12 protein-coding genes are annotated in these 13,306 nt (G+C 70.8%); 9 read left to right on the forward strand and 3 right to left on the reverse strand.

Features of this window, described 5'->3' with window-relative positions; genetic code table 11:
- The first annotated feature begins 52 nt into the window (after positions 1-52).
- Together AC1PMG_RS01705 and hemB are read left to right on the forward strand one after the other, a co-directional pair.
- On the forward strand, positions 53-301 hold the full coding sequence (locus AC1PMG_RS01705; protein ID WP_481110423.1) for a hypothetical protein: 249 nt from the start codon (positions 53-55) through the stop codon (positions 299-301).
- A 206-nt stretch (positions 302-507) separates the two neighbouring features.
- Positions 508-1,500, forward strand: coding sequence for a porphobilinogen synthase (gene hemB / locus AC1PMG_RS01710; RefSeq protein ID WP_481110424.1), 993 nt, complete (start codon positions 508-510; stop codon positions 1,498-1,500).
- A gap of 351 nt (positions 1,501-1,851) precedes the next feature.
- Here the strand turns inward: hemB and AC1PMG_RS01715 are convergent, their stop codons facing one another.
- A complete protein-coding gene (locus AC1PMG_RS01715) occupies positions 1,852-2,841 on the reverse strand; it encodes an NAD-dependent epimerase/dehydratase family protein (protein WP_481110425.1) in 990 nt (329 codons plus the stop codon).
- A 91-nt stretch (positions 2,842-2,932) separates the two neighbouring features.
- Between AC1PMG_RS01715 and AC1PMG_RS01720 the strand changes: the two genes are divergently transcribed.
- Positions 2,933-3,820, forward strand: coding sequence for a LysR family transcriptional regulator (locus tag AC1PMG_RS01720; protein WP_481110426.1), 888 nt, complete (start codon positions 2,933-2,935; stop codon positions 3,818-3,820).
- Between the two features lie 117 nt (positions 3,821-3,937).
- Here the strand turns inward: AC1PMG_RS01720 and AC1PMG_RS01725 are convergent, their stop codons facing one another.
- Positions 3,938-4,693, reverse strand: coding sequence for a DNA/RNA non-specific endonuclease (locus AC1PMG_RS01725; protein WP_481110427.1), 756 nt, complete (start codon positions 4,691-4,693; stop codon positions 3,938-3,940).
- A gap of 200 nt (positions 4,694-4,893) precedes the next feature.
- Between AC1PMG_RS01725 and AC1PMG_RS01730 the strand changes: the two genes are divergently transcribed.
- On the forward strand, positions 4,894-7,401 hold the full coding sequence (locus tag AC1PMG_RS01730; protein ID WP_481111589.1) for a PepSY domain-containing protein: 2,508 nt from the start codon (positions 4,894-4,896) through the stop codon (positions 7,399-7,401).
- Positions 7,402-7,924: 523 nt separating this feature from the next.
- On the opposite strand, the gene AC1PMG_RS01735 is transcribed toward AC1PMG_RS01730, so the two are convergent.
- A complete protein-coding gene (locus AC1PMG_RS01735) occupies positions 7,925-8,815 on the reverse strand; it encodes a TolB family protein (RefSeq protein ID WP_481110428.1) in 891 nt (296 codons plus the stop codon).
- Positions 8,816-8,867: 52 nt separating this feature from the next.
- On the opposite strand from AC1PMG_RS01735, the gene aroE reads away from it, so the two are divergent.
- The 5 genes from aroE to dinG all read left to right on the forward strand — a co-directional run bounded on the left by aroE (position 8,868) and on the right by dinG (position 13,170).
- Positions 8,868-9,716 carry a shikimate dehydrogenase gene (gene aroE, locus AC1PMG_RS01740; protein WP_481110429.1) on the forward strand — a complete coding sequence of 283 codons (849 nt, stop codon included), beginning with the start codon at positions 8,868-8,870 and terminating at the stop codon, positions 9,714-9,716.
- Positions 9,717-9,753: 37 nt separating this feature from the next.
- On the forward strand, positions 9,754-10,098 hold the full coding sequence (locus tag AC1PMG_RS01745) for a hypothetical protein (protein ID WP_342074558.1): 345 nt from the start codon (positions 9,754-9,756) through the stop codon (positions 10,096-10,098).
- Between the two features lie 130 nt (positions 10,099-10,228).
- Positions 10,229-10,573, forward strand: a complete 345-nt coding sequence (locus tag AC1PMG_RS01750; RefSeq protein WP_342074557.1) for a hypothetical protein — start codon at positions 10,229-10,231, stop codon at positions 10,571-10,573.
- Between the two features lie 43 nt (positions 10,574-10,616).
- Positions 10,617-10,973 (forward strand): hypothetical protein, encoded by a 357-nt coding sequence (locus AC1PMG_RS01755; RefSeq protein ID WP_481110430.1) that lies wholly within the window; start codon positions 10,617-10,619, stop codon positions 10,971-10,973.
- A gap of 67 nt (positions 10,974-11,040) precedes the next feature.
- Entirely contained in the window at positions 11,041-13,170 is a 2,130-nt protein-coding gene (gene dinG / locus AC1PMG_RS01760; protein ID WP_481110431.1) for an ATP-dependent DNA helicase DinG, read from the forward strand.
- Positions 13,171-13,306: the final 136 nt, after the last annotated feature.

The raw sequence follows: 13,306 nt of genomic DNA on the forward strand, positions 1-13,306 counted from the left end.
CTGGCGTTCGCCGCGCGCTATGGTGCAGGCTCACATTCGCACGGAGGCCGGCATGGGCCTGATCAGTCTGCTGTGGGGCATCGTGGCGTTGCTGTGGATGATCCTGGCCTTCATCCCGCTGCTCGGCTGGGGCAACTGGTTCCTGATCCCGTTCGCCGCGGTCGGCGCGCTGATCGCCGCGATCGGGCTGCTGTTCACCGCGGCGCCCAACCGCGGCCGCGCCAAGACTGGCCTGATGCTCAATGCGCTGGTGATCGTGGTCGGGGTGATCCGGCTCAGCCTGGGCGGCGGGATGATCTGACCCGCGTGCCGCGCGACCGGCATGCTGTGTTGCAGCATTCCGCGCTGCGCGCCGTGCCGGCGGGAGTAACATGCCCAGCCGACGGCGCCCGCGCGCGGGCCGCCTCGCGTTCACGCCGGTGCCGGCGGCGCGGCCTGCGGTGCCTGGCGGCATCGGCCGTGCGACTGGCGCGGCCTCCCAGAATCCGCCCACCCAGGAGCCTGCACGTGGCCCATCCCCACTATCGCCCCCGGCGCATGCGCCGCGATGCCTTTTCGCGCCGCCTGATGCGCGAACACACCCTCACCGTCGACGACCTGATCTGGCCGGTGTTCGTGCACGATGTGCCCGGGCGCACCCCGATCGCCTCCATGCCGGGCGTGGAGCGGCTGTCGATCGAAGAACTGCTGAAAGAGGCCGAGGCCGCGATGGAACTGGGCATCCCGGTGATCGACCTGTTCCCGGTGATCGACCCGGCAGGCAAGTCGCTGGACGCGGCCGAGGCCTGGAACCCGGACGGTCTGGCGCAACGCGCGGTGCGCGCGCTGAAGACGCGCTTCCCGGAGCTGGGCGTGATGACCGACGTGGCGCTGGATCCGTACACCAGCCACGGCCAGGACGGCATCATCGACGACCGCGGCTACGTGCTCAACGACATCACCGTCGAGGCGCTGGTGCGGCAATCGCTGTCGCATGCGCAGGCCGGCGTGGACATCGTCTCGCCGTCGGACATGATGGACGGGCGCATCGGCGCGATCCGCCGCGCGCTGGATGCCGACGAGCACCTGCACGTGCGCATCATGGCCTACTCGGCCAAGTACGCCTCGGCGTTCTATGGCCCGTTCCGCGAGGCGGTGGGCAGCGCCGGCAACCTCGGCAAGGCCGACAAAACCACCTACCAGATGGATCCGGCCAACGGCGACGAGGCCTTGCGCGAGATCGCGCTGGACCTGGAAGAAGGTGCGGACATGGTGATGGTCAAGCCCGGCATGCCCTACCTGGACGTGGTGCGGCGGGTGAAGGACGAATTCCGCGTGCCGACCTTCGCCTACCAGGTCAGCGGCGAGTACGCGATGCTCAAGGCGGCGATTGGCAACGGCTGGCTGGACGAGCGCGCCTGCGTGCTGGAGTCGCTGATGGCGTTCAAGCGCGCGGGCGCCGACGGCGTGCTGACCTACTTCGCGCCGCAGGTGGCGCGCTGGCTGCGCGAGGCGCGCTGAGCCGGCGCTGCTTGTTGCAGGCGCCTCCGTCGCGACGCGTTTCTCGGGAAGGCGCTGCAGCGACTGAAGGGCACCTCCAGCAACGACCAAGGCCATTGGGAGGAGCGGCTCAAGCCGCGACGGGCGTTACCGGGAATGCGCGTCGCGGCTGAAGCCGCTCCTACGATCGAGACAGGACATCGTGCCGAGCCGCGCAATGACGCGTTATTCGTGGTGCCCTGAAGTCACTCCTGTACAGGCAGTGATCTCGCGATCCATTTGCGTTGATCCTCGTAGGAGCGGCTTCAGCCGCGACAGACATCACCGATTGCGTTGGTCGCGGCTAAAGCCGCTCCTACGCACACATCGGCGCTAGGCCGTTGGCGTCGCCGCCGGCAGACAGCCCAGCCCCTGCAGCGTCGCCTCCACTGCCACGTCCAGCGGCGTATGCGTTTCTTCGCCGAGCAGTTCCAGCAGCCGCGCATTGCGCATGCGCAGCGGGTGCCGCCACAGCGGGCGCATCTCGTGCAGTTCGCGCGCCAGCGGCCAGAACGGCTGGGCCAGGGTCAGCAGCGGCCACGGGAAGCGGCGCGTGCGCGGCGGCGCCAGGCCATGGCGCTGCGCCACCCGCGCGATCGCCGCGGCCATCTGCGTGCCGTCGGCGTCCCAGTGCCCGTCCATGTGCAGGCGGGCGAAAGCCGGCAGGCGCGTACGCTGTTGCAGCAGCGCCAGCATGGTCCGCGCCACGTCCGGCACGTAGGCCCATTGGTGGCCCACGCCCGGATCGCCCGGCAGGGTCACCGTCGTGACCGGCCGTCCCGGCCGCACCAGCCCCTGCGCGAACCAGCTGTTGCCCACGCGCGGGCCGAAGAAGTCGCCGGCGCGCACCACGATCGCGCGTGCGCCTCGTGCGGTCGCGGCCTGCAGGCGCCGCTCCAGTTCCACCCGGATCGCGCCCTTGCGCGTGACCGGGGCCTGCGGCGCGTCTTCGTCCGGCGCCGGGTAGGCGTCCGGACCGTAGTTGTAGACCGTGCCTGGGAGGACCACGGTGGCGCGCTCGGCGATGGCCGCGGCGACGGTGTTGTCGATCATCGGCAGTACCAGCTCCGACCAGCGCCGGTAGCCAGGCGGATTGACCGCATGCACGATCACCGCACAGCCCTTGGCCGCCTGCAGCACGTCAGCCCGTTGCAGCGCATCGCCGCGGTGCCAGTGGATGCCGTCGCGCTCCTCGCTGGGGTGGGCGAGGCCGCGCTGCAGGGCGCGCACCTGCCAGCCGGCGTCGCGCATCTGCCGCGCCAGTTCGCCGCCGATGCCGCCGCTGGCGCCCAGCACCAGGGCCGTGGAAGAAGAAGGGAACATGGCAGCACTCCGTTGGGGTCGGCGCTCAGTCTCGGTGCCGGCGCCGCAGAAGAAAATTGGCGAAGAGCGCCGACCAGCTATACATTTCTGTATGGACAATACGATCGGCTGGGAACTCTACCGGTCCTTCCTGGCGGTGCTGGAGGAGGGCTCGTTGTCGGCGGCGGCGCGCGCGCTGGGGCTGACCCAGCCCACGGTCGGCCGGCACGTGGCGGCGCTGGAACAGGCGCTGGCGGTGCCGCTGTTCGTGCGCTCGCAGACCGGCCTGCTGCCCACCGATGCCGCCCTGGCCTTGCGCGGGCATGCGCAGGCGATGGGCAGCCTGGCCGCGTCGCTGCAGCGCGCGGCGGGCCGCCACGGCGATGCGGTACGCGGCACGGTGCGCATCGCCGCCAGCGAGGTGATCGGCGCGGAAGTGCTGCCGCCGGTGCTGGCGGCCTTGCGCCGCGCGCATCCGCACCTGCGGCTGGAACTGGTGTTGAGCAACCGGGTGCAGGACTTGCTGCACCGCGAGGCCGATGTGGCGGTACGCATGACCCGGCCCACCCAGGACGTGCTGGTCGCGCGCCGCGTCGGCGAGGTGGCGGTGGCGCTGTTCGCGCACCAGGACTACGTGGACCGGCATGGCCTGCCGCAGGCGCTGGAGGAACTGCCGCAGCACGCGCTGATCGGCTTCGATACGGAAACGCCGTTCCTGCGCGCCGCCCGCAGTGCGCTGCCGCCGTGGCGGCGCGAGGCGTTCGCGTTGCGCGCCGACAGCGACCTGGCGCAACTGGCCTTGCTGCGCGCCGGCTGCGGCATCGGCTTCTGCCAGGTCGCCCTGGCGCGGCGCACGCCGGCGCTGGTGCCGGTGTTGCCGCGGCAGGTGCGCGTCGGCCTGGAGAGCTGGATCGTAATGCACCAGGACGTGCGCGGCAGCGCCGCCTGCAGTGCCGTGTTCTCAGCCTTGGTCGAGGCGATGACCGCGCACACCGCCTGAGGTGCGCGCGCGTGCGATGGCGGCCGGCTGGCGCAACGCGCCTCCGGCCGCCCCCAACCCGGGCAGGGAATCAGGACGCTTTTACCAATCCCGACTCCCCACTCCCGAATCCCTGCCTTACGGCAACGTCAGCGCGATCAGATTGGCCTTCATGCTGGCGCTGATCGCCGGGAACGGATCCACGCCGGACATGGTGATGACGTCGTTGATCGACACCACGTCGCAGTTGATGGTGCTGTCGTTGACGCACATGTAGGCGGCCGCGCCGTTGCCCGGTTCGTACACCGCCTTCCACACGTAGTCCGGGATCTGCACGTGGTCGGCGCCGATGCTGCTGCGCGTGCCGCTGTCGAAGGCCGGGCCGGTGACCACGTAGACCTCGCCGCGCTGCTTGGCCAGCTGACGCACCTGCTCTTCGATCCGCGCCCACTCGCCGGTGTTGAGCTTGTGGTCCTGCGGGACCACGTTGGCCATCGAGAAGGTTTCCTTCTCCGAGTTGGTGGTCGAGGCATCGCCGGCCGGGGTCATGTGGCCGCGGTCGAAGCCGGAGTTGGTGTAGTCCGAGGTGTGCGAGCGGTCGGCGGCCGGGATGCCGGTCTCGTCGTGGAAGGAGCCGACTCGGCCGATCGATTCGGCGCCGGCGACCTGCTGGTCGGTGATGTGCTCGGCCGAGTACAGCGGGCCCTTGGTCACGCCGGAGGCCATCAGCACGTATTCGGTATGGCAGACCTCGGTGGTGCGGCTGGTGATCGACGCGTCGAGCGTCGGCGCCTTGCCGCCGGCGTAGAGCGTGGGACAGCTGGTGGCGGCACTTGCCGCCTGGGCGGCGAACAGCGCAAGCAGGGCAAGACAACCGCGCAGGGAGACGGACATTGCAGGAACCTCGGCTGGTCAGGGGAGGTGAAGAAACTGGCGAGATTCGATGTCCGTCGGGTGACCGCTGGATGTGCCGCAAATGGCAACTGCGCCGTGGATCACGCTTGGCGGTAGACGCCGCGCTGCGACGGATCAATCGCATCCGATAAGCGTTCTCATTTACAATGCGCGACCGCCCTGTCCCGCACCGCGCCGACGTGATCAAGTCCTTGTTGTTCCAGCTGCACTGGCTGCTCGGCATCAGCGCCGGGCTGGTGCTGTCGGTGATGGGCCTGAGCGGGGCCACGCTCGCCTTCGAGGACGAGATCGTGCGCCTGGCCAATCCGCCGCTGGCGGCCATCGCCGCGCGCCATGCCGCCGGCGAGCAGCCCTTGCCGCTGGCCGAACTGGCGCGGCGCCTGGACCTGCAAGGGGCGCACCGCAGCAACCGCCTGTTGATCGATCCGACCGGCACGCGGCCGTCCGCGGTGCGCCTGCCCGGCCGCGACGGCGGCCGCCTGTACTTCGACCCCTACACCGGCGCGGTGCTGCCGGCGCCGCGCCTGGACGGGTTCTTCTCCTTCGTCGAAGACCTGCACCGGCGCCTGGCCGCAGGCGAGCGCGGCAAGGCGGTCACCGGCGTTTGCGCCTTCGTGCTGATCTTCTTCTGCCTGTCCGGGTTGTACCTGCGCTGGCCGCGGCGCTGGTGGAGCTGGCGCGCCTGGTGGGCGGTGGAGTGGAACCGGCAGGGGCGCAGTTTCCTGTGGAGCCTGCACTCGGTGATCGGCACCTGGTGCCTGCTGGTGTACCTGCTGATCGCCGCGACCGGGCTGTACTGGTCCTACGACTGGTACCGGCAGGGGCTGGTGGCGATGCTCGGCGGCGATGCCGCACCCAAGGAGAAGGAAGGCGGCCGCGGCGGGAAGCCACCCGCAGTGGACTACGCGCGGCTGCAGGCGGCCCTCGCCACCGTGCCGGCCGCGCAGCGCGCCTACCTGGACCTGCGCCTGCCCGGCCGCAGCGGCCAGCCGATCGTGGCCCGCTACCTGCCGCCCGATCCGGCGCACGACCGCGCCTACGACAGCGTGGAGGTCGATCCGGCTAGCGGCCGCATCGTGCGCCACTTGCAGTATCGGCAGCAGCCGCTGGGCCGGCGCCTGCTGACCAGCATGTTCGCGCTGCACAGCGGCAGCTTCTTCGGCCTGCCCGGGCGCGTGGCGATGCTGCTGGCGAGCCTGTGCATGTCGCTGTTCTTCGTCACCGGCTGGATGCTGTACCTGGACCGCCGACGCAAGAAGCGCGCATTGCGCGCCGCGCGCCGCGCCCTGCCGGGACTGGTCGGCGATGCCGCCGGCGCCTGGCTGGTGGGCTTCGCCAGCCAGAGCGGCCTGGCCGAGCGCCTGGCCTGGCAGACCGCCGCGCAATTGCAGGCCGCCGGCCTGGCGGTGGAGGTGCGTTCGCTGGCGCAGCTGGACCTGGCCCAGCTGCGCGGCAGCCAGCGCGCGCTGTTCGTGGTCAGCACCTTCGGCGACGGTGAACCGCCGGACGCGGCGCGCGGCTTCGTCCGCCGCGTGCTGCGCCAGGCGCAGGCCTTGCCGGAGCTGCGCTACGCCATGCTCGGCCTGGGCGATCGCCAGTACCCGCAGTTCTGCGGCTTCTCGCGGGAGGTGCAGCACTGGCTGGACGCGCAGGGCGCACAGGCGCTGTTCCCGCCGCTGGAAGTGGACAACGCCGATCCGCAGGCACTGGCGCAATGGCAATGGCAACTGTCCGCGCTCACCGGCGTGGCGGCGTCGGCGCCGGTGCTGCAGGCCCCGGAACCGCTGGACTGGCGCCTGGCCGGCCGCGTCCTGCTCAATCCCGGCAGCGCCGGCGCGCCGGTGTGGCGCATCGACCTCGTGCCGCCGCCGCAGGCGCACTGGCATGCCGGCGACATCCTGGAAGTGCAGCCCTGCCACGCCGCCGAGACGGTCCGCGCCTGGCTCGCCGCACAAGCGCTGGACGCCGAACAGCCGGTACAGGCCGATGGCCTGCGGCAGCCGCTGTGGCAGGCGCTGGCGTCACGCGCGCTGACGCCGCCAACGCCGGGCGACGACCTGCAGGCCTGGGTGGACGCGCTGCCGACCCTGCCGCTGCGCGAATACTCGATCGCTTCGGTGCCGGCCGACGGGCTGCTGCAATTGGTGGTGCGCCTGACCCTGCGCGACGACGGCCGCCCCGGCGTGGGCGCCGGTTGGCTGTGCCAGCATGCGCCGGTGGGTGCGGTGCTGCGCGCGCAGGTGCGGGCCAACCCCGGGTTCCGCCGGCATGGCGATGCGCCCATGCTGCTGATCGGCAACGGCACCGGCATCGCCGGCCTGCGCAGCCTGCTGCGCGAGGCCGCGCAGGCCGGTGTGCAGGGGCACTGGCTGCTGTTCGGCGAACGCAACGCCGCGCACGATGCGTTGTTCGGCGACGAACTGAAGGCCTGGCGCGACGCCGGCCATCTGCAGCGCCTGGATCTGCTGTTCTCCCGCGACCAGGCGCACAAGCGCTACGTGCAGGACGGGTTGCGCGAGTCCGCCGACGCGGTCCGCGACTGGGCGGCGCGTGGCGCCACGGTGTATGTCTGCGGCAGCCTCGCCGGCATGGCGCGCGGCGTGGATACGGCGTTGCGCGAGATCCTGGGCGAGGACACGCTGGATGCGCTCAGTGCCGAGGGGCGCTACCGGCGCGACGTGTATTGAGGCGATGCGCCGATAACCGCGCGATCAGGGCCGCTGCGTGTTTGCGTCGATCGTCCTTGCATATCATGTGCCGGCCGCAGAGCAGATACGTGTGTGGCGCGAGGTCAGGGCGTTTCCTGTCGTCTGCGCCGGCCATGCATCAACCTGATGCGCTGTGCCTTGTAGGAGCGGCTTCAGCCGCGACCGGTGCCCGGCAAGGCACATTGCGGCTGCTCCTGCAAAAGGGCGAGACGCGCTCCTGCACGACGACGAGTCTCACTGAACGGCTGTAGAGCAGGCTATTGGAAGGCGACCTTGGGTCGCGACAGGGGAACAGGCGGTGCGTCCAGGTGCCATGCGTCGGGACTGAAGTCCCTCCCACAACGGCCTTCCGAGGTCCGTTTGCCGGGCGTGTCGGCATGCCAGCAGCCGGTATCCCGAAAACGCCCGGTCGTGGCTGCAGGATGCGTGCCTGCCCATGCAACCGCATCCCTCGGCAACCCTGCGCGACTGCCACCGTGCCTCGCGTCGCCGTCGAACCCGCTTACAGGCAGTCGCCACTGCCGGTCGCCGTCGGCGCCTTGATCCGGTGCAGGTCGCGCTTGCCGGCCTTCGGCGCGCGGGCGCTGCCGGACAGCAGCAGTTCGCTGGGCTTGGACGCATCCAGCACGGCGCCGGCGGTGTGGCCGTCGCTGCCGTTGAACGACAGCGCCAGTGGCTGCGGATCCGCATAGCGGCCGCCCGCGCATTGCGCCAGCAGCACCTGGCTGCTCGTGCGGCCATGGGCACGCGCGACCAGCAGCGCACGGCCGTCGCCCAGCCACGCCGCATCGGTCTCGTCGTCGGCGCTGTTGACCCCGGCCAGTGCCTGCGGTGCCGCGAACGCAAGGCCCTCCTGGCGCGCCACGAACAGGTCCAGGCCGCCGGCGCCGCCGTGGCCGTCGCTGGCGAACAGCAGCCGCGTGCCGTCCAGCGACAGGGTCGGCGCACGCTCGTTGCCCGGTGAATTCACCGCCGCGCCCAGATTCTGCGGCGCGCCGTAGCCGCCGTCGGCCAGCACCGGCGCGCGGTACAGGTCGGTGCCGCCGTGGCCGCCGGGGCGGTCCGAGGCGAAGTACAGCCAGCGCCCATCGGCGCTGAAGAACGGGTCGCTGTCCAGGCTCGGCGAGTTCACGGGCGCCGGCAGCGGTTGCGGGTCGCGCCAGCGGCCGTCGCGCAGCACGGCCTGCCACAGGTCGCCGCCGCCGGGCCCGCCGGCGCGGTCGGGACTGGCCCAGACGATGCGCTGGCCGTCGGGCGCGACGCTGGCGCGGGTCTCGTCGGCGGCGGTCGACACCACGCCCATGCCCTCGATGCCGAATTCGGAAAGCGCGAACGCACACGGCGCGCAGAGTAAACTCGCGGCCAGCGCGAGCGGCAGGACAGGGGTCCGCATGTGGGAGTCCATGGAATGTCGCCGCCAGTCTAAAACAACCAACGAGCGCTCCATGTCCAACTCCCGTTTTGCCGTGTTCGGCCATCCCGTCGCCCATTCGCTGTCGCCGCACATCCATGCCGCCTTCGCCAAGCAGACCGGCATCGCCCTGCAGTACGAGGCGATCGACGTCCAGGCCGACGGGTTCGCCGCGGCGCTGGCCGCCTTCGCCGCCGCCGGCGGTGTCGGCGCCAACGTGACCCTGCCGCTGAAGGAAGCCGCGTTCGCCCTCAGCGTGGTGCACAGCGCACGCGCGCAGTCGGCCGGTGCGGTCAACACCCTCAGCTTCCGCGACGGCCAGTGGCACGGCGACAACACCGACGGCGCCGGCCTGGTGCGCGATCTGACCGGCCGCAACGGCCTGGACCTGCGCGGCCGCCGCGCGCTGCTGCTGGGCGCCGGCGGTGCCGCGCGCGGCGTGGCGCCGGCACTGCTGGAGGCCGGCGTGCAGCAACTGGTGGTGGTCAACCGCGCGCCGGAACGCGCCGACGCGCTGGTCGATGCGCTGGGCGAGCCGGCGCGCGCGATCTCGCGCTACTGGGAGGACCTGCGCGAGCTGGGCGATTTCGAGCTGATCGTCAATGCCACCACCATCGGCCGCGACCCGGCCGCCAGCTTCACCCTGCCGCTGTCGCTGATCAACAGCATGACCCTGGCGGTGGACCTGAACTACGGCGAGGTGGCGATCGCGTTCCTGGCCTGGGCGCGCGCGGCGCACTGCCGCGACACCGTGGACGGCCTGGGCATGCTGGTGGAACAGGCCGCCGAGAGCTTCGAGGCCTGGCACGGCGTGCGCCCGGACACCGACCCGGTGTACGCCGCGCTGCGCGAGCGCGATGCAGTGCTGGTCAGCGCCGACTGAAACACTTCGCCTCCACCATCTATCCGGGAATAAACGCATGGACGAATCATTGATGCTGCAAGTGCTGACGCGACTGCTCACGCAGTTGCCGATTGCGCTGGTCTATGTGGTCGGACTGGCGCTGCTGTTCACGCGCCGTCCTGGCCGTGCGCGCACCTTGGGAATCTGCGGGCTGGCGATCCTGCTGCTGGCCTTGGGCCTGGGGCTGGCGTTGTCGTTCGTGCCGATGTGGTTGATATCCCAAGGCCATAGTTACTCGTCGATCTCGAGCTTGTTGGGCATCGTCAACGGCGCGGTCGCCTTGATCTTCGCGGTGGGCATGCTGCTGGTGGTGCTGGCGTTGCGCTTCGCCATGCCGCCGCGCGTCGCAAACCCGCACTGATGGCGTCACGGCGACCCGCGTCCAGGGAGATCGTGCCGCGAGCACTGCAGGCACGCCCGGGCCGCGCCTATGGCGTGGTCCCGATCGGTGCCGATCGCCCCGTTCGCTGCCCATCAAGAGGAGGTCCTGCGTGGACCCTGTCGCCGTGAACTATCTCTTGCTCACCGCGCTGTTCCAGTTGCCGATCCTGGCGATGTCTGCGGTCGGGCTGGGGTTGCTGGCCACGCGCGGCCCTGGCCGGCCGCGTACCCTCGGCTTGTGGGGGTTGGGAGTGCTGGTGCTGGCCGTGGTACTGACGACGGGCATGTCGTTGTTGCCGGCGTGGCTGATGTCGCGCGCGGCGAGCGCGAGCGAATCCAACCTGTGGATGGTCATGTCGGAGGCGATCGTCGCCCTGCTGACGGCAGTGAGCGCGCTGTTGCTGGTGCTGGCGTTGTGGTTTGCCCTGCCGGCGCGGCGCGCGCCGCTGCACTGAGGAACAAAGACGTGCGTCGTCCAGGGAGGCGAGGATGTTGGCGATGAGCGTGCACCCGATGCTGGACATGAGCGTGCTGACCGGCGCGCTCGGCCTGCTGGCGCGGCTGTTGCTGCCGCTGATCGCATTGCTGCTGCTCCCGCGGCTGGCGCCGGGCCGCGCGCGCACGCTGGCGCGGCTCGGACTGACGGTGTTGCTGATGGGTGCGATCCTGCCGCAGCTATTGAAAGCGGTGCTGGGTTGGGTGGCGCTGATGACGCCCCAGTTCCGCAGCACCCATCCGGATGCCTATGCGTTGGTGCATCTGCTGGACGATGCGCTGTACGTGGTCGGGCTGGGCCTGCTGCTGCGCGCGCTGTGGCTGGCGCTGCCGCGCAAGGCCGCGCCGCCGCAGCCGTAACGCGGCGCGCAGCGCCGTTCAGTTCCCGCGTTTCAGTCCTTGCGACGGGACGTGAGAAAATGCCGGGATGACCGATTCCGCTTCGCCGTCGACGCCGCCCGCGTCCGGCCCGTCCCCGCGTCAGCTCACCGAACCGGTCAAGCTGGCCATCCGCGACGCCTACGCCAAACTGCAGGCCAACACGCCGGGCTTTCGCGTGCGCCGCGCGCAGAGCCAGATGATCGGCGTGGTCTCGCGCGCGCTCGGCACGTCCGGCGGCGTGGGCGTGGCCGAAGCGCCCACCGGCGTCGGCAAGAGCCTGGGCTATCTGACCGCCGGCGTGCCGATCGCGTTGGCGAGCAAGAAGAAACTGGTGATCAGCACCGGCACGGTGGCGCTGCAGTCGCAGCTGGTCGAGCGCGACATCCCGGCCTTCCTCAAGGCCACCGGACTGGAGGCCACGGTGGCGCTGGCCAAGGGCCGCACCCGTTACCTGTGCACGCGCAACGTCGCCGAGCTGCATGGCGAGGCCGCGCAGGACAGCATGTTCGAGGACGAGGCGCCGCTGTACGACCGTCCGCTGAGCCCGGCCGAGGCCGAGCAGGCGCGGGCGCTGGCCAAGGCCTATGCCGACAGGACCTGGAACGGCGACTTGGACGCCGCGCCGGAGCCGGTGCCGCCGTCGCTGCGCGCACGCATCACCACCAATGCCGCCGGCTGCGCCGGGCGCCGCTGTTCGTTCGCGGTGCAGTGCCCGGTGCTGAAGGCGCGCAGCGAGGTGCGCGATGCGCAGATCGTGGTCACCAACCACGCCCTGCTGCTGTCGGCGCTGTCGCTGGGCGACAGCGACAACGGCCAGCCGCTGATCGCGCCGCCGTCGGACATGCTGCTGGTGCTCGACGAGGGCCACCACATCGCCGGCGTCGCCATCGACCAGGGTGCGGCGAACCTGCCGCTGGACGAGATGGCGCGGCGCACCGGCCGTCTGCAGGCGCTGGTCGGTGCCGCCTACCGGCTCGCCGACAAGGACCGCATCGGCAACCAGTTGCCCAACGAGGCGGTCGAACTGGCCGCGCAGGTGGCCAAGGGCCTGAAGGCGTTCCGCGCCGAGATCGAACGGGTGTGGGTGCCGGAGCCGGGCCAGGACGAACCGATGTGGCGCGCGCCCAACGGCCGCCTGCCCGAGGACTGGAAACCGCTGATCGATGCGCAGGCGCAGGACACCGGGGCGCTGCTGAACTGGGTGCAGGCCGCGCACCAGATGGCAGCCAAGTCCAAGCAGGAAGATGCGGCCAAGGAACGCCTGCAGCGCAACCTGGGCATGGCCCTGGAGATGGTCGAGCAGCAGTACGCGCTGTGGCTGGGCTGGCGCCGCGAGGACCAGGACGGGCAGCCGCCGATGGCGCGCTGGATCACCGCCTCGCGCGATGCCGACCTGATCTGCCATTGCTCGCCGGTGTCGGCCGCACAGGTGCTGCGCTCGCTGCTGTGGAGCGAGGTCGATGCGGCGGTGCTGACCTCGGCCACGCTCACCGGCGGTGGCGACTTCCAGGCGCTGGCGATCGACAACGGTCTGCCCGCGCATGCCGAGATGGTGTCGCTGTCCTCGCCGTTCGACCTGCCGAACCAGGCCGAGCTGATCGTGCCGGCGTTCCCGGTGGCGCCGGACGACCGCGAGGGCCATCCGCGCGAGGTGGCGCGCTATCTGGTGCGCGAACTGGATTGGGGCAAGGGCTCGATCGTGCTGTTCACCTCGCGCTGGAAGATGCTCAAGGTGGCCGACCTGCTGCCGATCGCGCAGCGCAACCGCGTGCTGGTGCAGGGCGACGGTTCCAAGTCGCAGATGATCGGCGAGCACATGCGCCGCATCGCCGCCGGCGAGGGCTCGGTGCTGTTCGGCCTCAACTCCTTCGGCGAGGGCCTGGACCTGCCGGGCGAGGCCTGTACCACGGTGGTCATCACCCAGGTGCCGTTCGCGGTGCCGACCGATCCGCAGACCGCCACCCTCGGCGAATGGTTCGAAAGCCGCGGCCTCAACGCCTTCAACCTGATCGCGGTGCCGCACGCGCTGCGCACCCTGACCCAGTTCGCCGGCCGCCTGATCCGCACCTCCGACGACCACGGCCGCGTGATCATTCTCGATTCGCGGCTGCTGACCAAGCGCTACGGCAAGCGCATCATCGATGCGTTGCCGCCGTTCAAGCGGGTGATCGGCTAGCGGACGTGACGCCCGTTGGGTTGTCGATGTGACGCCGTTTGCCGAGCTGGCATCGCATTGGGGGAAACGGCGTGCGTTCGCCGCCGCGGCGCGGACAGGGCGCGCGTGCTGGTCTAGTATCGCGGGCGACAGGGGG

The organism is Xanthomonas sp. NCPPB 2250 (assembly GCF_056725265.1).